Here is an 18,785-nt window from a genome sequence, read left to right on the forward strand (position 1 = left end):
AACATCAAAAAATCGTCAATTCTATATTGTTTATTGTGGATTCGGTTAAAGGCGAATTCCCACCAATATTATTCCCCACGGTAATTATTGGCGTATCCCAGAAATCGTTGTTATAGAAATAAACATTACTTTCTATTCCATTTATTGTTAATTTATTATTTCCTGCAATTCTCTCAAAACTACAGTCCAATAAAGTATCGGAAGTGATTGGCAATCTCAAAATCTCAAAATCTATTATAGCCCTCATTTCTAGTTCAAATGTGTCAGGGTTTAATCCCAGGCTGATTCTAGGGGTAGTAAATTGATCCGATTGCCTAAAGTCGAAGATTGTTGTTGAAGAAACTATATCGGTAAGGGTGGTTTTGAACTGAAACTGAATTTTAAAATCAGAATTTAAGTCAATCCCCGTAGACGGGCTTTCTATTAATATCGAATTGTCGTTAAAAGTAATCCCATTTTCGTCTGTTATTGCTCCATTATTGGTAATTGTAATATCCTGTCTAGTGCCAGTAGTAATTAGTCCATTAATATCACCAGAAATTTTGATTATGGGTGAAATTATAGTTTCATTCACATCATTAACTGTAATACTAAATTGTTTGGCATAACTCAAATTATTCCCATCGGTAACTCGTACCCGAATGGAATAATTAGATTTAGTTTCATAATCAGGAGAGTTGTTGATAGTTAAGGCATTAACTGTAATAGTGAAAGCCGCATTATCAGTATCACCAGTACCAGAAACCAGGCTATAGGTGAAACTATTAGAACCATAACCGCCCGTAGCACTAAACACACCCACAGTAGAACCGGGTGCTAAATTTTCGTCAATAGTGCTATTAGACAAATTTATATTAGTTGGGGGTGTGTTCTGGGGAGTAGAACCACCACCGCTACTGGGAGGGTTAAAAGCATCCTTAGCCACGTAAGAAACTATCCCCGTTTGAGTGTTAACTATTGGCGTTACTGGGATTGTAAAGCTACCGTCCATCGTGTCATTAGCCTGGTTGTAATTGTAGCTTACCCCTCCAGATGTAAACCCTGGTTTTAGAGTTCCTTCTGCAATTTGGAACATAGATGTTAAAAATCTTTGGGCTAACATTTCTTCACTTCCTTGATTATTTCCTAATACGTTTATTGTTGTTGTTATTGGAGCGTAAGCTGTGACAATTTTCTCCACTGACCCGAAAACAGATATTTTATCTGTTTTATCAAGATATCCATATCCCACATCTTCAATCTCTACCCCCAAATCAAAATCATTACTTATTAGAAAACGGTCGTTTACCGTATCTAACATTTCCATCAAATTGTATTGGGTATAAGGATATCCAGAAGGATGGAGAATAGCTATTGACCCAAGTAGATGAGTATTTTGATTTTGGAGTAAAAATACGTTCATCTGCTTTCGTGGTGAAGTCCACTGCATATCTAGTATTTTAGTGGCTTGCTGTTGCTTACTTTCCTCAATCAATAATTCGGGCATTTTAACTTCAGCTAATGAACTAATCCAAGCATTAGCTTTTAAAGAAATCACAGACAATGCCTCATGCAAGGTCGTCACGGCAGTCTTATTGAAGCCTAAACATCTATTTACATTTAGGGGCTTGATGCCATAACAATTCTCCCTATTAAGAGTTAGTGCTATGTTGTGGTAAGAAGGGAAACTATTAATCAGCATGAAAAATACTGTTAATTCTCCTTAATTTTGATTATAATATATTATACAATTAATTAATTTAAAATATACAAAAAATGCCTATCAATTTTGATGTTTCAGAAATGCGTTCGATAGCGGTACGACAACAAGTAACCGCGCAATATGGAGAAAGGACTGTTACTTCTCTAGAAGGCTATGATTCGACTGGCAAGGATTCCCAAGGAAACAACCTATTTGAAAAAGCCTGGAATTTAGGAAAAAAAGTAGTAGGGATGATAGGTGATACCTTATCTAAAATTCTGCCTAATTTCTCAATAAGTGGTTGTTGGGCTTGGCTAGTTCAGACTGCTAATTTTATTTATAATTTCAACTGGAACGCGGGGGATGATGAATTACGAAAAAGCATCGAATCCCAAAAGCTAGTTCTTGCAGGTATGGCGGGGAGTTTAGTTGGAAATGCGCTGGGGTATGCTGCTTGCGGCTTCGTTCCCGGTGCGATTACCTATGTCTTTAATGAAGCATTAGGCGCTAAGGTTTTAAAAAATGTTGGAGAGGAATTTTTAGAGGAGTTTACACAAAACTTACACCAATTAATAGGTAGTATTTTCCGGTTAGGAACTCAAATACTTTTAACAGAATTATTTATAAATGTTCGCAAAATCATTAAGAGTAAGTCTGATGCAATAGCTAAATTTTTCGGAAATGAAAGGCTCAAGCAGATGATAGATGCTTGGGGTAAGGAGGGTAGTAAGCCTTGGTCTTTTTCCAAAGCCGTTAACGACAAGATTGAGAGTATTGATAATAAATATGTGGAGGCTTTTACAGAAGAAGCGGTAGAAGAATTTTCGGATGCTTGTCAGGAGGCTGGTTATATTGCCGCGGCTACTTTTGATGCAAAAATTGCCGAGGAGGCATACAAACAACAGAATATGCCAGTTTTGGGAAAGATGAAGTATTTGGAAGTAAAACCTAATCGGAAGAATGATGACGAAGTTATCGTCATGGCTGGCAATACCGAGCTTTTAAAGAATAATTTAGTTGGCGCTTTAAACACCCGACAAATTATTTCTATGTATGACGTTGGGGCGATAACCGAAGTACCCACAGAAATGAGGTTCAGACGATTCAAACCTCATGTTTACTTGAAATTTACAGAATTAACTAAGGATAGACCCAAAGATGAAACTCGGTCACTCATCAAGATGCAAATATCATTCCGTTTGATGAATGAAACAAGCTCTATTGCTTTAGAGAAGCTGAAAACTTTATCCGAAAAAATAATCGCAAAATTTAGCGGTGAAACGCCATACAAGATTAGCAAGGGTGCAAGGCGTTTTAGTTACGCTGACCACGAGAGAGGGTATCAATTCAATTTACAGGTTATTTCGGAATTAGAAGCCCGTCGGGTAGTGGATGATGTCTTGGGTCTTCAAGGGCATACGCCAGATTGGGATTTATTGATTCCCCTGGGTAATCAAAATGCCTCTACACCCAAGCCCAAGGAGAAGGAATTAGTTCTAGGGGAAAAAGTAGAGCAGGAGGTACAGGGAATTCCTGGGATTGTGACATTCACGAAGTCGTACTGTGTATTAGATAAACGTCCCAAAAAGCCTGTTTACTTAGCTGATGTTAAGGGTCAAAAAAGATTATTAAAATAATCCATTTTTCAATACCTTAACCTGTTGAAAATCGGGATTCAAAATCCCCGAAACTCGCTATTGACAAGGCTTTTGGCGTAGGCTAAAAGATAAATAGCTGAATTAATTTCTTAATTTATGATCGCTCAAGACTTTTTGGTTGCTATGTTTCAGATCGCTGAAGGAACAAGAAAGGAAGGATTTACCACTGGAGGTGTTTCATACACTTACAACCAGGAAGGGGACACAATGACGGGTAGTTTTGTTATCCCTGTGACTCCATCCGTTGATGTCGCAACAGGCGTTCTCTCTTATGAAGCCAAGGACGCTTTCAACCCCCCTGCGTAATATTGGGTTTCGGGGCTTTATGCCCCAATATTTATTTTTTTGAGAAGGTAGAAGATGGCAAAAACTTCGGCGGCAAAAGATACCCCTAAGCTTAATAGATCAATGCTATTGCTAGGGTTTCAGATCAGAGTTCCTGAATACACATTGAACCCGACAACCAGGGAAAGAACTCGCAGCGGATATAAAAATGTTATTGATCAAGTACAGATTTACTGGTCAGCTAAAATCTTTGATTATTTCGGAATAACTGAATTAGACATAGATTTATCCAGCCTTGAGAATAGTGGTGTCCCATGGACTCAAGGCGCTGATCAAGTTGCCAAATATTACAACGATCTTACTCAGGGTGCAGCCACCACTACCGTTAACCGAAAAGCTGCTAATCGCAGAACCGGACGAATAAAAGCATCATCTGCCAAAACTGGACTAAGCTTGCAGGTTCCTTTATTGGAAAGCAAAACAGCAAAAGGACAATACAGGCGCGTTTCGCTGCTACTTCCAAAATTTTTTAATTTGGTCATGGTCACACAGGCTCTTTCTCAAATTTTTGCTGGTGCTTCAAAGGCTGATCGCCGCCCCCCATACTTCATAACTGAGGCTGGAGCAAGATACTCATTGCCGTACAGCCCTCAAATGAGTACGAAAGGGGTGATAGCTCCTGCTGATTGCGGCGCATGGCTGCTAACCACACCAATGATGACGACCAACAATGACGGTGAAGACAACATTCCAGGTAGTCCTCAAATTGTCAGTAATGCTTCTAATGGTGGCAAGGCTACAGCGTAATAATAACGGTGTTTTATCCATACGGTTTCACCCGTATGGTTTTAATTTTAAATTTAGCAAAAGATGTTCTCCGAGGCTTCTAACTGGAATCAAGTATTTTTTGCTTCTAGAAATGCGGTTACGAACCAAAATGGTGAAATCATCCAACGCATTGGAAGTATCGAAATAATCCATACATTCAATAGCAATACTATTGGGTGTTTAGCCACTTCCAGCCGCGCTGATTGGTATAAAGCCGGATACTTGTCCCAAGTCATACAAGCACCTTTAGGAATGAGTGGATACGCGCTTGGAGAATCTGAATTTATTCGATTATTTATAGCTACTATTTGCAAATTTCAAAAGTTTGAATCTAGCTATAGCCTGTCGTTTGATGTTCCTTTTTACTTTAAAGATATAACTCTAACCATCTGGGAATTTACGGGGCAAATGTGATGATGACCTTTGATATTGCTGTGGCCACATTTTTATTAGCTGGAGTTGGTTTCATCCTGAAGATTTTCTCGGACATGAAGAAAGATTTGAAGGAGTCGCTGAAGGAACAACACCAAATCATCTCCAAACTAGAATTACTCACCTATAGACTTGAGCAGGTTGAGTATTCGTGTAACTTTGCTTCTCATGCCAAGGGTTAATTTGGGATAGGGAGGCGATCGCACTCCAACCCGGAAATGCGATCGCTTTTTACTTTGCGCTGCGCTGTTTTGGTAAGCCGTGAAACTATTGACCCGTGAAGGTTTGAACTGTTTTCTATCCAAAAATTGTAGTAAGTTGTGCGATCGCATTTTCCCAAGTTGGAGTGCGATCGCACTAAAAATCAAACAAGCTTAACTGACCTGGGGAAACAAAGCCATGCTTCACCCCAGGTTTTTTTGCGTTGACTACGCTTTGTCCTCGTGGGGATACCCAATTGATAAAAATAATGCCTTCTTTCATCTAGCCAAATCTTATATGGCCAGTATTTTCTCATCCCAAATGGATAAGCGGAATCAATGGCTTTTTTCATCTGGGCCCGATCGCAATTCTCAGGCAGTTGAGAAAGAGCTTTTTGAATTGCCGCACGGGCGGCTAATCTCCATCTGCTAGTCATATTTTCGGCATCGGCTCAAACATCCCCGCCGTGCAGTGTACTTTCTGTCCATCTGGAGTTTCAAAGATGAAGAATTGCTGAAAATGCTTCGGCACGACGGTTAACTTACAATTCTCAATCCAATTTTCGTCCCGGAAGACGCGATAGGTTTCTTTTTCCGCACGCTTCACCCACTGTTTGGCTACAGCCTCTTCTAGTGCTTTTCTCTTGGCTGATTCCTGGGACAAACGCTGGATCACTTTTTTCTCTAATTTACATTTGACCCGTTCTGCCGTCCTCCCCATATCCATCTCATAAAGTAGGTGGATTTCGGATTCGCCAGTGGACTTGATTTTCTTGAACGGTCTAGCGGTCACTTCGCACGCACCATAGTGGGTGTCTATGGTGAATTTAAATGGCTTGGCTGGAAAGTCTCTATAGTATTCGTCCGGCTGTGGACAAGCAAATTTATCAATGGGTGCCGGTTCGGCTGGCTGTACTAGTTGTGTACTAGGTGTTTCATCAAAATGCCTGATGTCCTCGTAAGACATGACATACTCGCCAGACTCAAACCTACAAGTGCTATTACCTAAGCGGTTGATGATTTGTACCGAACCTACAATCTCTGGTTTTTGTTCATGCTTGAGAATGACTACCTTATCTCCATAGGCAAAACCTTGGATCTCAAATCTTTCTTCCTTCTGAGGTACGGCTTGAACAGCTACGGGTTCGTGATGTTCTAAATGCTGCTCTTGTGTTAAGTGGTCGGAATCGACGACACAATCATCTATTTTTTTTTCTGCTAGTTTTTCAAAAAGTTGACCACCTTGACCACTATCCTCACTGGGTAAGGGTTGTGGTTGACCACCAAATCGACCACTCAATCGACCACTACCTACGTCATCGACCTCATCTCGGTCTAATTTCTGACCCAAGATCATATCTAAACTCGGAATGTGGTCGTCAAATCCGTCAGTGCGTAATCGTATCCCTTCGATATAAGTACCTTTATTGGTTTCTATTTTTACGAATGGCCAGCCCAAGAACTCTAACAAGCTGGTGAGGTTTGGGGAGAACTTAGGACTACCCATTGGAGGGACACCCGACTCAAGGCAGTATTTGGTGTAGCTGCCATAGAATGTTGTGGGTTTCCTCCCATCGGCTGTTTCAAGTTTGTTGTTACCTATATAGGTCTTAGCCAGTGGATCAACAATGAGGTGATAATTTAACCAACTAGCTACAGAATCGTTTTTCATGCGTTCTTTCCAAGCATCAAACTCATTCATTTGATGAGTTTTACCTGTTAATACTGCGGCTACTTCGTCATCAGGAATTGCTAATAAATATTCGGTAAAAGCTGACAATTCTTGCTCGAATAATGGGGTAAAGTCTTTAACTTCTGACTCGGTAACAATTTTGTCGAACTTTACCATAATCATTCTCTTTAAAACAGCGTTTAAATTCTGTCCTGAGAACGCCATTAAATTACCACACATCAACGTTAATCCAGGGAAATAAAAATCTTCATCTGCATCCTTACCTTTTCTCTCAAGTCTCAGTGGATCTTGTCCCGTCAGGCTTAGAAACTTAGAAATATCTTCAGGGTATGGCGCTTGCTCAGAAAATACTACTAATCGTTTACCATAAGCTCTAGCAGTTTCAAATCGGCTTTCATTCCACTGTTTTAAATCAGTTCCTACGATATTTTTCTTGCCAATTAGACTGATTAACAGTCTCATGAATGTACCTTTACCCGAACGCGGTCTACCCAACAGGTACAGGAACTTATGAAGCTCAGAACGTCCTTTTAATACCGCGTTACAGAAACATTCAAGTATCCTTCTCTTGTTCTTATCACCTTGGGTAGCGTCATCAAGGAATTGATTTATATTGTCCCAAACGCCACTGTTCGCAAAGGTTCTGGGTAGCTGCCAAGTAAAATGATATTCGGGGGAATGGGGTAATAATTCCCCTGTGGATATCTTCAATACCCCATCTTCAAATGGTAGAAATTCTTTGGAGTCTGCCTCCTTCCAATCATCCACAAACAAGATTGTTTTTAATAGTTTGGCTATCCCATTTACATAGCCATTACTGAATGCTGCACTATATTCATCTAGCAGAAATCTAAAAGTTAATCTTTCGATGAATGTATCGGAAACTTCAGCCCAAGCTCCAATAGTTTCATGAGAATAATATATCCAAGTATTCCGACTATCATTAAATTTCAAGTTTCCCTTGTACCTGTTAGCTAGTTTTAGTGCAATCTCAGCTTGCTTTGGTAATTGTGTTTTCTCGTTATCAATCGAGTCATCATAGCCACCGGATTTAGTCTGTTTTTCAGTCGTAGCAATCGCCTTAGAATAAGCTAAATCAAATGCTCTAATTCCCTTGCTAACAATTAAATCATCAACACCTTTCCCATCCTTGGCGCTCCATTCAATGTCAGCTATACAAACTACTGATTGAGTAGATAAAAGTTCAGCTAAACGTTTTCTCGCAGCTTGTACCCGTCGTTTTGTAGAAAGTTTTGAATCACGGTCTAGAGCAAATAACCAAGTCGTTCCACTTTGGTTTAATTTACTGATATCTGGTGTAGGTGCTTCCCTGCCACCGCAGTCACAGCCATACATTGCTATGCCGATGTAACCATGAGACAGAAGCTTGAGTGCTTTTTTAGCGCCTTCAGTCAAGATTCGGGGTAGTTTAGCTGTCTCTAGCCACTCCCAGAAACTACCATCTAACGGAACTTCTACCCCATAAGCATGAGAGGTTTTTTCTCTAATAGTTTTGGGTACTGGTGGACGAAATAAGCGATCGCCGTTTCCTTTTGGTGCTAGATATCGGTATGGCCTGCCAGCGTCTTTGTCGGGAATGCTGACTATGCCTTGCCAAACCGTGCCATCTTCATTCCTGAGAATGGCCGCGAACAGTTTCGGCTTCATTTCTGGAGACTCTATACCTGGACCCCATTTCTTTGACCATGACTTCTTGTAGGGTTGCCAGTTCAGCAAGTCGTTTATAGGTGTTGTTGCTTCCCCCCAGGGGTCAAACTCTACCTCGCTGTAAAATTCAACGGACTCCGCATAAAGTTCGGGGGCGATGCCACTACCTTTCAAGAAACTATCTTTGACAATTAACTTGAATTCCTCTAATGTTTGACAAGAATTTTCTATTTCTATGTCCAGAAAGTCTTGTGTATGTTGCGTTTCAAGGGTTTCTGGTGCTATAATAGGTGTAATATTTTGTGATGGATTGCCGGGAAAAGTTGCAATTTTCTCGGTTTTTTTTGTACTTCTCATTTTACTACCTCTGTCCTGTGATGGATGTTGTTTTTTGTTTAAGCGCACATCTGGTGGTCGATTTGGTGGTCAACCGTGGTCGATTGAGTGGTCGATTTGGTGGTCGATGAAAAGCTTGCTGTGTAAAGGTTGTGGTCGATGTGGTCAACTTTTCTCAAAACTCGCTCGAAAAAATTTATTTTTTTTCTCGTTGTCTAAAACGGAATGTCGTCGGGGCTGGGTTCAGTGTCCCCAGAATTGTTTAAAAGTTGTCTGGTGTCAGCGTTTCGGGCTTTTTTCCCTCACCTCCTTTTCGTAGGAGAGATAGGCATTGATCAGCCATCACGCACTTAGCATGGTGCGGCGCTCTCTTGGTCATCATTGTTAGGAAAAGATTAATTTCATTAATGTGATTGATGTCGATGTCCATCACGTCATCCAGAACGTTAAGGATGCCGTGAGCGATGACTAATATTTCGTGGTGGGTTAACTTCCCATCTTTGTTGTTGCGGGCGATTCGTTCGAGTTGGGTGATGATTGCTGTTTTTGGAATCATAGGTGGCAGGAGATAGGAGATAGGTAATAGGGAACGGGGAATAGGGAATTCTAGATAAGGCGGGTTAGTTGCAGCCAACCCGCTTTGTTGTTAGAGGAAAAACTGAAATGGGACAAATTTTAGATGAAGGTGATGTTGTATTTGTTGGTGGAATTGTTGGTCAACAAGGGTCGAGGACTTACCAGGTTCATGAACTGTTCAGTGCATTGAGGCTAAGTACCCGAAAAGGATGGGGAGAAACATATATTGTGGAGTGCCTGGGAAACGGCGGGGAGGCTCATTGTTTGCTGGAGTCTGGCGGTGGCTGGAAGAAAGGGAAGATTCGCCTACGAGTTGAATTTATCTCCGATGAGCCAGAACCTGAGCCAGAGGCTGAACCAGAAGAACAAGAAGCCACCATTGAGGTAACACCCATGCTCTCTGCATCCCCACTGGATGACCTAAGAGCCGAACTAAATATTGAGTAATTACATAAACCCTCCTTTTGATGCCCACCTACTCGGTGGGTTTTCTTGTGTCAGTTTTTCATCTGTCTATGGGTGGATAGGTACTGTATCCGAAGTAAGGAATAATCTATATCCCCGATCAGACCTACAGTTATCAACGCTTTGGGGGTGTGAGAGTCTAGGAATGAGCAGTCTAGGCGGACTGCTCAAAACAAAGCCAATACATCAAATGAAAATGCGGTTATGAGTAACCTTTTTATAGATTACCGTAAACCGCTTTACGAGTAAAGCAATTTACGGTAGTATGGAAAAACAAATATATCGGCATCCACTCGTGAACCTCAGAGAAGTATCAGGGACTACCCAAAAACAAGTTGCTGATGCTGTCGGAGTAAGTGAGCATACTGTCAGGAACTGGGAAAAAGGGCGTTCTGAAGCTGAATTACAAATTTGGCAAGTTAAAGCCCTCTGTCGGATTCTAAAATGCTCTCTTGAAGACTTGCCCGACAGATTTAAACCAGCGGAAAACTAGAGCAAAACCGGGGCGATCGCACCCCGGTGACAATCAAATAAATATGAAGCGCGAATCGGGGAGAGGTGGTAGCCTCCCAGCCACTGAGGTAAATATCAACGAACTACCAGCAGCGAATTATAAAAGTGATTGTCCAATTACCAATTACCAATTACCAATTACCAACCAATGAAAGTAAATGAGAGTGATTGAGGGAGAGTTAAAACCAGGCTTATATAGACTTGATGAGCCAATCACCAAAGGATGTAGTTCTACATGGCTCGAAAGAATATCAATTTGTAATGGAGAAGTGAATTATTTAGAAGAGTACGTACTTGTTAGAAACCGCCAAATTGTTCGTATGATCAGCGCGTCAATCATCGTATAAACCAATGGATAGAAACTTACTAGCCAAGATACTTTACCAATCCCAATACATAGCATCTGGAATTGTGCCGTTGATCCTGGAAGCTGAAAAATTAGCAGGGGATGTCTGGGATAACCGAACAGAAGAAATCAAAGAGGAATATAGGGTTAAAGCTGACAAATTATTGTCTGACTATGACAATGATTCCAACGAAAAACTTCTCTTGATAATGTCTATTGACACATATCTCTCAACTCATTCAACCTATTCCTTCCTCAAGCGTCTCCGGAATTATTTCAGTAATATTTCCTCTTTGCAAGAAGATAACTCTGATTCTCAAGAGGAACAGGAGATTGTGACAACAGAAAAAGATGATAATGCCCTTCCTCTAGGGTGTGAATGTGGATTAACAAAGAAAGAATATTTCGCCGGAAAGGCATTACAGGGAATTCTTTCTAATCCATCACTTACACATTTTAACGCCACCAAGTTAGCAATTCGCAAAGCCGATGAGTTAATCGTTGAACTCAACAAAGAAGAATCAGGAGACAATAATGAAACGATTTCTTGACGAAGTGTATATAACCTGCCTCGACTTTGTAGGATGTTTGGTTATTCTTTTCTATCGCTACCCGTTCATCTTTTCCGTAACAGTTCTTACCACTATCTTCGTCATCGTCACCCTGTTCCTACTACCCTAACAGGTCAATCTTCCTAACATCTACTCAACCAACTAGTTGAGCAATACCCAATCGGTGATTGTATGTCTGCAATCACCACAAATCAACGTATCTATTAACGCAGATATTAGGTGCAGCAATGATTACAACAGGTATTTTGAAGCAAGCAACCCCTTACCATCATATTTTCCTTGATGGAAAAGTACCCTTAATTTCCTTCTTCCCATGCCGTCCGGCAGAGGACAAACCGCTCTCATACATGGTTAATTCAGGCTTTTTGACATCTTTGCAGAAGGAATTATTAGCCAGATTATTGAGTATGACCAACCCAGATAGAAGCCATGATGAATACTTGAAAGTTGTTAGCAGTGGAATTGCAATTGATGTTAAATGGTTCGCTGGTGTATTGCGCTCAGAACAAAATCCCATTACAGAACGACAGCATTCACCAGAACAGCCTTTAGTCTGGGAAATAGCGGGACAGATAGATTCTTGGCTTTCAAAAACAACAATTACGGGATTAATAGCACTCCTAAACATTTCCTACAGAGAGCAAACTAATCTTAGTTATCAGGTAAAAGAATGGGGCTTTGACGATATTTCCCAGCACGTTGTTGAGTTAGTTGATGATTTGTCTGGCGAGGAATATCTAGAACTTGCCTACCACCTTTCTGGCACGTTAATCGAACAATTATCAGTAGATAAAGAGGCTGCATGAAACCATTAAGGTCTTACGTCGCACTACCAAAAAACCACCAGTTTACCCCACATATTGAAAGGCTGGAAGAACTTTATGGATCATTCTTCCAGCGACTAGATAAAGGGCAACTCTTAAGTATTCTGAGTTTCTGTAGTTTAGCTCAAGAGCAGCCAGATAACAAAGCTAATTCTGACCAAATTGGATTAGTTTTACAGGCTTACTTGTGGCACGGGAAAGTAGAAATTCTCAAGCCATTCTATTTCTTGCCAAAAAATATTCTCTTCTCACTAATTCCATTCGTTCACCAATTAATAGAGGTTAGACAATGACTGATAGACCAACACCCGATCCATCTTGGGATTATGCACCCATTTGGCAGGAACTTACCCAGCTTGAATCTAAGTTAGATGAGATTTTTGATTTTCTTCAGAAACAGGAAGAATCAAGCATTGGTTCAAACAGTCAGTTGATTGTCAGTCTTGGCATTTTAGACGGAAAGTTAGAACGAATTTTTGATTTAGTAGAACTACGATAAACATTTATTTACCCCTGACACCAGGGGTATTTCTATCATGAAAGCACTTAGTTTATGGCAACCTTGGGCTAGTTTAATAGCCATCAAAGCGAAGTCAATAGAAACCCGCAGTTGGTATACATCATACAGGGGTGAATTGTTAATCTGTGCTGCAAAGACAATGAATACTCCATACAGGGATTACTATTATTCGCTTCCTGTAATTCCTATGCTTTCGGAATCAGACCCAGTACCATTTGAGGACTTACCACGGGGGAAAGCGGTGGCTAAAGTACGGTTAGTTAACTGTGTGAAAATCACTCAGGAATTAATTTATAAAACACCAGAAAATGAAAAGCTTGTAGGCGACTGGAAGGTAGGAAGATTCGCCATGATATTGGATGAAATTCAGGCGATTGAACAACCTTTTTACGTGAAGGGTCAACAGGGAATATTTGAGGTTGATTTCAATGGATAAACATTATCAAACAGAGCAACTAAAAAAGCTCTCGACAGGGGAACTACTGGAGATAGCAGATTACATAATTAAGTGTGAACGAGATATTCTGTACGGTGAATTCCCGACATTAAAAACAAACTTCAAAGACACTATTGATGAAGGCAGTCGAATAGAAAGAACAGGGTCTTTATCAGTCATTTTCAATATTCTCTACTACCGAAGTTTAGATAATCAATATGAAGAAGACTAAAAAATATTCTAGGGGATGCGATATACTCACGTTCCCCCACAATAATCAAGATGATTTGTATTCAGAACTAAACCGTTTGGGATGGTTTTGGAATTCAAAAAATCAAGAGTGGGAAAGGAATGATAAACTTCCAGACCCGGCTTCTGAACTGATAAAAATTCGAGTTTGGGCTGCATCTAATAAAGTTGAAAACGCTGCTGATTTGGTCGTCGAGTCTATGGAGGAGAAGGGATTTTCTCTATTAGAGAAAAGTTCCCCGTATATATGTAGACCTCCCAAGCAATCAGAATCTAGGATTTATCTCAGTTTCAAGGAATATTAATCATGGCTGTAGTCGTTGACCCTAAGAGTAAAAAATTAATTATCCGCTTTAGGGTTGGCGGCTACCCTAAGCAGTTCTACCTGTCCACCGGACTCAAGGATACTAAAGCTAACAGAGCAATAGTAGATACCCGATGGGAATTGATAGAGAGAGAGATTTCCTTGAATGAATTTGACCCCACTCTTGAGCGATATAAGTTTGGGAATAAGAAAAAAGCTAAGAAAGAAATCGAAATTGATAAAATTACTAATTTATCAGAATTGTGGGATAAATTTACTGACTATCAAGAAACCCAAATAGAACAAACCACTATATTAAACAGATACAAAGCTGTAAAAAGATATATAAATAAATTGCCAACAACAGATATAGACAAAGCTGTAGCAATCAGGGATTGGCTTTTAAAAAACACTACATCAAAAATGGTAGTTGTTTTAATTAATCATTTTTGGCAAGCTTGCAACTGGGCTGTCAAATCAAAATTGATAACCTTAAATCCTTTTACAGAATTAAGGATGAAAGAAAAAAGGCGTAAAAGAGGGAAGGATCACCAAGCTTTCACCAGTGAACAAAGGGATTTGATTATCAAAGCTTTTGAGCAAGATTCTAAATATTCTTACTATGCACCCCTGATTAAATTTATGTTTTACACAGGCTGTCGTCCTGGTGAAGCGTTCGCGCTGACATGGGGAGACGTAAACGACGACTGTACAAGAATCAAAATCAATAAATCTCGCAACCTTCACAGAATTACCAAATCTACAAAGAATGGAGTCGAGCGCATTTTTCCCGCTGCCACCGGATCTAAACTTCAAAAATTGCTTTTAGAGATAAAACCAACACCGCCTGATCGGGAACGGCTCATTTTTACAGACTGGAATGGGAAGCCGATGGAGTCGGTAAAACTCCAAATAATTTGGAAGGGGCAATTATCAAATCACTATTCCTACCCTGGTGTAGTTCAGTCACTAGCCGATAAAAAGTTAATTCCTTACCTGAAACCTTATGCTACCAGACATACGTTCGCCACATTGGCGATCGCGTCTGGAGTAACTCCTGACCGTGTAGCACTTTGGGTTGGCGACACGGTACAGACGGTATTGATGTACTACTGCCACCCAGAAATTTTAAACAGCGAGTGTCCAGACTTCTAGAAAAATACTACTCATTTTCTACTCACTGAAAGCCCGAAAACCTTGGCTGGAGAGGGTATAACTATGATTATTTATTTTCCGATACAAAATCTACTAAAAATCCGATCCAAAACTGATTCCGTAACTTCTTCTCCGGTAATTTCTCCCAATGCATAAATAGCTCCCCTTAAATCAATTGTCCAAAAATCTAATGGTAATTGGTCGATAATTGTTTTTTGTACTTGTTCTAAATCAATCTTTGCTTTTGTTAAAGCTGCGGCTTGTCTTTGATTAATGGCTAAATCCATATCAGCAGCTTGCACTTTTCCGGCTTGGACTATTTCTAAAATCGCAGTTTCTAAACCGTCAATTCCTTTATTTTGGGCTGCGGCTGTGGCAATTTTGGATTTGGGATTTTGGATTTTAGATTGAAGAGTTTGTTTTTCTGTTGCTGAAATCAGATCAATTTTGTTAATTACCAAAATCACCGGACGGTGTTTTACTTGTTCATAAATCTCTTGGTCTGCTTGTGTCCAACCTGCGGAAGCGTCAATGGTAAATAATACCAAATCAGCCGCACTAGCAGCACGATGCGATCGCTCTACGCCAATTTTCTCTACCTGGTCTGCTGTTTCCCGAATCCCGGCTGTATCTAAAACCTGTACAGGAATTCCCCCCACAACTAGCTGAGATTCAACTACATCACGGGTTGTACCGGGTAAGTCTGTGACAATAGCGCGATCGCTCTGACTCCAAGCATTCAATAAACTGGATTTTCCCACATTGGGACGACCAACTATAGCTACTTTTAACCCGGTTCGCAATAATTCACCTTGATCTTTTGTGGCTAATAACTTAGTTATTTCTAATGTAACTTGATCAATCTCAGAAACAATTCTTTGCTCATCTAACGGTGGTAAATCTTCTTCAAAATCAATTCTAGCTTCAATTTCCGCCAAAATATCTAAACATTGAGCGCGTAAATTTCTAATTGGTTGAGCTAATTTACCCTGTAACCCAGCTAAAGCCGTTTGTGCTGCTTGGGGTGATTTTGCACCAACTAAATCTGCGATACTTTCCGCTTGGGTTAAATCCAAACGTCCATTTAAAAACGCCCTTAATGTAAATTCTCCTGGTTGCGCTAATCTCGCACCATTTTCTAAACATAATTGCAATACTTGTTGTACAGCCATTATTCCCCCATGACAATGAAATTCCACCACATCTTCACGGGTAAAAGAACGGGGTGCTTTCATAATCAGTAACAAAGCTTCATCTACCAGTTGCTTTGTTTGGGGTTGACGGATGTAACCATAAAGGATGCGGTGACTTTCCCACACTTGTTTTCCAGGTGCAGAAAATAGAGTTTGAGCGATCGCTAATGCTTGATCACCAGAAACCCGCACAATCCCCACACTACCTTGTTGAGGGACAACAGCAGTAGCTATAGCAGCGATCGTTCCAGTATTAGCTAACAGTTCCGACATGAGTGTTCAGGTGACAGGTGACAGGGAGCAGGGGAGCAGGGGAGCAGGGGAGCAGGGGAGCAGGGGAGCAGGGGAGCAGGGGGCAGGGGAGCAGGGGAGCAGGGGAGCAGGGGAGCAGGGGAGCAGGGGGCAGGGGAGCAGGGGAGCAGGGGAGCAGGGGAGCAGGGGAGCAGGGGAGCAGGGAGAAAGATTAATCCCTTCTTTTTCCTTCTTTTTTCCTTCTTTCTTCTTCCTCCTGACTCCTGACTCCTGACTCCTGACTCCTGACTCCTGAACTCCTGTAACTCCTGACTTACTCCGACAGGTGACAGTGATAACTGACCTACAACGTTAATAGTAATAGTAATATTTATCTAAAGGGTTAATTAACAATAATAACGCCGTACTTGAGAGAGGGAATTCACTGTGGAGCAAACAATTAACTGCGCTGAAGCTTGCGTTAACGGGTGTGTTTTAGGTGATAAATGTCCGAATATCGAATCTAGAGAAGCCGTTTCTAAGTTTATCGAAGAGACTTCTTTAGACAAAATGCTAGAAATGGCTGAAGAGAGACTGAAGAAAAAAATGATGGAACCACCAAAATGGGTATTTCCAGAAGATCCATAGTTTACCACCTGACACCGTTGCATTTTGGATCATCTCCTAAAAGATAGAGTGTCCAACCCAAACCTTGTTGTAAAATAAACATATAGAACATATAGAAAGATTAGGGGGGGCCAGTTTACTGGTCAGAAACGCCTATAGAGACTATCTTCGGAAATCTCCAAGGTTTAAAGTCCAGCCAGCTGAAACAACTACAGCGGCTGTACCACCAGCGTATATCGGGCGATCGCATTACCACACCAGAGTTCGCCCAACGTCTGGCTGCAATTAGCACGGAATTAAATCAGCCTATATGTGCCTACCTCAACCGTCGCGGACAAGTCATCCGGGTGGGGGTAGGCACTCCACGTCAAACCCAAATTCCACCTCTAGAACTGCCCCGTTACGGTGCAGAACGTCTGAGCGGTATCCGTTGTATAGCTACCCATCTCAAGGCAGAACCACCAAATGAGGCAGCACTGACAGCGATGGCGCTACAACGGTTAGATGCCCTAGTAGTTCTCAATATTACCGGCACGGGATTTACTAGAAGGGGTGGGGGTTCAACTGGGTACGTCAAAGAAGCTTATTTAGCTCATTTGTTAGCCAATAGCAAACAATTGGTTTTAACTCAATCATCGGGAATCACCATCCCAGACGCAAACCTATATTCCAGCGTATCGCCACCTCTAAGTTTAGATGCGATCGCCGACCAGGATTTTCTGGACTTGGTGGAAAGTCTAGAAGCAGAATTCAGTCGGGAATATATCGCCCAGGAAGTAGACGCTGACCATGATCGCGTCGTCATCGTTGGGGTATTAACAGATAAGATGACTTCCCAACAGTTCCAAGACACCATACTAGAACTAGCGCGGTTAGTAGATACAGCCGGTGGAGATGTCTTGCAGACGCTACAACAAAAGCGATCGCGCATTCATCCCCAAACTGTCATTGGTGAAGGCAAAGTCCAAGAAGTAGCCCTCACAGCCCAAACCCTGGGAGCCAATCTTGTGGTTTTTGACCGCGACCTGTCACCCGCTCAAGTCCGCAACCTAGAAGCGCAAATAGGTGTCAGAGTTGTTGACCGCACAGAAGTAATCTTAGATATCTTTGCCCAACGCGCTCAATCTGGTGCAGGTAAATTACAAGTCGAACTAGCACAGTTGGAATATATGCTGCCACGACTCACCGGCAGAGGTAGAAGTATGTCCCGGCTAGGGGGTGGGATAGGGACCCGTGGACCTGGTGAAACCAAACTGGAAACGGAACGGCGAGCAATTCAAAAGCGTATATCTCGATTGCAACAAGAAGTTAACCAATTGCAAGCACATCGTTGTCGGTTACGTCAACGGCGACAACATCGGGAAGTTCCTTCAGTTGCCTTAGTGGGTTATACCAACGCTGGCAAGTCTACCTTGCTCAATACCCTCACTAACGCCGAAGTTTATACAGCCGACCAACTTTTTGCCACACTCGACCCCACCACACGCCGCCTAATTATTCCCCATGCGGATACAAACGAACCACAGGAAACCCTAATTACGGATACAGTAGGGTTTATTCACGAGTTACCTAACTCCTTAATGGATGCCTTCCGCGCCACCTTGGAGGAAGTAACAGAAGCAGATGCCCTCATTCATTTAGTGGATTTATCCCATCCTGCTTGGTTGAGTCACATTCGTTCAGTTCGGGATATTCTCGCTCAAATGCCCATAACTCCGGGTCCGGCGTTGGTTGTATTTAACAAAATCGATCAAGTCGATAGCGAAGCCCTGGCTTTAGCAAGGGAAGAATTTCCTCTGGCGGTGTTTATTTCTGCCAGTCAGCGTTTAGGGTTGGAAACCTTACGCCAGCGTCTATCCCAGTTGATTCAATATGCTGTAGACGACGATTGTTAACTGAAAACAGGGTGTGGGGTGTAGGAAAAATATCTAATGCCCCATGCCCCTGCCAAAACCCATTGGTGACAATAAGAGTATTTTTTAGTTTTGGTTAA

General features: G+C 41.4%; 22 protein-coding genes. 16 read left to right on the plus strand and 6 right to left on the minus strand.

What is annotated here, in order from left to right; genetic code table 11:
• Positions 1-4: 4 nt before the first annotated feature.
• Positions 5-1,681, minus strand: coding sequence for a cadherin repeat domain-containing protein (locus ACLLO5_RS10525; RefSeq protein ID WP_413175388.1), 1,677 nt, complete (start codon positions 1,679-1,681; stop codon positions 5-7).
• 74 nt (positions 1,682-1,755) lie between these two features.
• On the opposite strand from ACLLO5_RS10525, the gene ACLLO5_RS10530 reads away from it, so the two are divergent.
• The 4 genes from ACLLO5_RS10530 to ACLLO5_RS10545 all read left to right on the plus strand — a co-directional run bounded on the left by ACLLO5_RS10530 (position 1,756) and on the right by ACLLO5_RS10545 (position 4,866).
• On the plus strand, positions 1,756-3,318 hold the full coding sequence (locus ACLLO5_RS10530; protein WP_413175389.1) for a hypothetical protein: 1,563 nt from the start codon (positions 1,756-1,758) through the stop codon (positions 3,316-3,318).
• A gap of 117 nt (positions 3,319-3,435) precedes the next feature.
• Positions 3,436-3,645, plus strand: coding sequence for a hypothetical protein (locus tag ACLLO5_RS10535; protein WP_413175390.1), 210 nt, complete (start codon positions 3,436-3,438; stop codon positions 3,643-3,645).
• A 54-nt stretch (positions 3,646-3,699) separates the two neighbouring features.
• Complete coding sequence (locus tag ACLLO5_RS10540; RefSeq protein ID WP_413175391.1) at positions 3,700-4,431, plus strand: hypothetical protein; 732 nt, start codon at positions 3,700-3,702, stop codon at positions 4,429-4,431.
• A gap of 63 nt (positions 4,432-4,494) precedes the next feature.
• Positions 4,495-4,866, plus strand: a complete 372-nt coding sequence (locus ACLLO5_RS10545) for a hypothetical protein (RefSeq protein WP_413175392.1) — start codon at positions 4,495-4,497, stop codon at positions 4,864-4,866.
• 134 nt (positions 4,867-5,000) lie between these two features.
• Here ACLLO5_RS10545 and ACLLO5_RS10550 read toward each other — a convergent pair whose 3' ends face one another.
• The 4 genes from ACLLO5_RS10550 to ACLLO5_RS10565 form a co-directional block, all read right to left on the minus strand.
• Positions 5,001-5,252, minus strand: coding sequence for a hypothetical protein (locus ACLLO5_RS10550; RefSeq protein ID WP_413175393.1), 252 nt, complete (start codon positions 5,250-5,252; stop codon positions 5,001-5,003).
• Positions 5,249-5,521, minus strand: coding sequence for a hypothetical protein (locus ACLLO5_RS10555; protein WP_413175394.1), 273 nt, complete (start codon positions 5,519-5,521; stop codon positions 5,249-5,251). The genes ACLLO5_RS10550 and ACLLO5_RS10555 overlap by 4 nt, the downstream gene beginning before the upstream one ends.
• Positions 5,518-8,802 carry a DUF3854 domain-containing protein gene (locus ACLLO5_RS10560; RefSeq protein WP_413175395.1) on the minus strand — a complete coding sequence of 1,095 codons (3,285 nt, stop codon included), beginning with the start codon at positions 8,800-8,802 and terminating at the stop codon, positions 5,518-5,520. The genes ACLLO5_RS10555 and ACLLO5_RS10560 overlap by 4 nt, the downstream gene beginning before the upstream one ends.
• A 241-nt stretch (positions 8,803-9,043) precedes the next feature.
• Positions 9,044-9,337: a hypothetical protein gene (locus ACLLO5_RS10565; RefSeq protein ID WP_413175396.1), complete on the minus strand. Its 294-nt coding sequence runs from the start codon at positions 9,335-9,337 to the stop codon at positions 9,044-9,046.
• A gap of 107 nt (positions 9,338-9,444) precedes the next feature.
• On the opposite strand from ACLLO5_RS10565, the gene ACLLO5_RS10570 reads away from it, so the two are divergent.
• The 10 genes from ACLLO5_RS10570 (at position 9,445) to ACLLO5_RS10615 (ending at position 14,741) form a co-directional block, all read left to right on the plus strand.
• Complete coding sequence (locus ACLLO5_RS10570; RefSeq protein ID WP_413175397.1) at positions 9,445-9,804, plus strand: KGK domain-containing protein; 360 nt, start codon at positions 9,445-9,447, stop codon at positions 9,802-9,804.
• A gap of 283 nt (positions 9,805-10,087) precedes the next feature.
• Positions 10,088-10,315: a helix-turn-helix transcriptional regulator gene (locus ACLLO5_RS10575; RefSeq protein ID WP_413175398.1), complete on the plus strand. Its 228-nt coding sequence runs from the start codon at positions 10,088-10,090 to the stop codon at positions 10,313-10,315.
• 43 nt (positions 10,316-10,358) lie between these two features.
• Complete coding sequence (locus tag ACLLO5_RS10580; protein ID WP_413175399.1) at positions 10,359-10,487, plus strand: hypothetical protein; 129 nt, start codon at positions 10,359-10,361, stop codon at positions 10,485-10,487.
• A 199-nt stretch (positions 10,488-10,686) separates the two neighbouring features.
• Complete coding sequence (locus ACLLO5_RS10585) at positions 10,687-11,232, plus strand: hypothetical protein (RefSeq protein ID WP_413175400.1); 546 nt, start codon at positions 10,687-10,689, stop codon at positions 11,230-11,232.
• A 248-nt stretch (positions 11,233-11,480) separates the two neighbouring features.
• On the plus strand, positions 11,481-12,059 hold the full coding sequence (locus ACLLO5_RS10590; RefSeq protein ID WP_413175401.1) for a hypothetical protein: 579 nt from the start codon (positions 11,481-11,483) through the stop codon (positions 12,057-12,059).
• Positions 12,056-12,370, plus strand: a complete 315-nt coding sequence (locus ACLLO5_RS10595) for a hypothetical protein (protein ID WP_413175402.1) — start codon at positions 12,056-12,058, stop codon at positions 12,368-12,370. The genes ACLLO5_RS10590 and ACLLO5_RS10595 overlap by 4 nt, the downstream gene beginning before the upstream one ends.
• The gene (locus tag ACLLO5_RS10600) at positions 12,367-12,576 is read left to right on the plus strand and encodes a hypothetical protein (RefSeq protein WP_413175403.1); all 210 of its coding nucleotides are present in this window, start codon (positions 12,367-12,369) and stop codon (positions 12,574-12,576) included. The genes ACLLO5_RS10595 and ACLLO5_RS10600 overlap by 4 nt, the downstream gene beginning before the upstream one ends.
• Positions 12,577-12,613: 37 nt before the next feature.
• Positions 12,614-13,033 (plus strand): ASCH domain-containing protein, encoded by a 420-nt coding sequence (locus ACLLO5_RS10605; RefSeq protein ID WP_413175404.1) that lies wholly within the window; start codon positions 12,614-12,616, stop codon positions 13,031-13,033.
• Positions 13,026-13,265 carry a hypothetical protein gene (locus ACLLO5_RS10610; RefSeq protein WP_413175405.1) on the plus strand — a complete coding sequence of 80 codons (240 nt, stop codon included), beginning with the start codon at positions 13,026-13,028 and terminating at the stop codon, positions 13,263-13,265. Before ACLLO5_RS10605 ends, ACLLO5_RS10610 begins: the two co-directional genes overlap by 8 nt.
• Before the next feature lie 324 nt (positions 13,266-13,589).
• Positions 13,590-14,741, plus strand: a complete 1,152-nt coding sequence (locus ACLLO5_RS10615) for a tyrosine-type recombinase/integrase (protein ID WP_413175406.1) — start codon at positions 13,590-13,592, stop codon at positions 14,739-14,741.
• Positions 14,742-14,812: 71 nt separating this feature from the next.
• Here ACLLO5_RS10615 and mnmE read toward each other — a convergent pair whose 3' ends face one another.
• Positions 14,813-16,207, minus strand: coding sequence for a tRNA uridine-5-carboxymethylaminomethyl(34) synthesis GTPase MnmE (mnmE, locus tag ACLLO5_RS10620; RefSeq protein ID WP_413175407.1), 1,395 nt, complete (start codon positions 16,205-16,207; stop codon positions 14,813-14,815).
• A 405-nt stretch (positions 16,208-16,612) separates the two neighbouring features.
• On the opposite strand from mnmE, the gene ACLLO5_RS10625 reads away from it, so the two are divergent.
• A complete protein-coding gene (locus tag ACLLO5_RS10625; RefSeq protein ID WP_413175408.1) occupies positions 16,613-16,813 on the plus strand; it encodes a hypothetical protein in 201 nt (66 codons plus the stop codon).
• A gap of 134 nt (positions 16,814-16,947) precedes the next feature.
• Entirely contained in the window at positions 16,948-18,687 is a 1,740-nt protein-coding gene (hflX, locus tag ACLLO5_RS10630) for a GTPase HflX (protein ID WP_413176060.1), read from the plus strand.
• Positions 18,688-18,785: the final 98 nt, after the last annotated feature.

It is taken from the genome of Anabaena azotica SJ-1, from assembly GCF_047275885.1.
Classification (GTDB): domain Bacteria; phylum Cyanobacteriota; class Cyanobacteriia; order Cyanobacteriales; family Nostocaceae; genus Trichormus_B; species Trichormus_B azotica_A.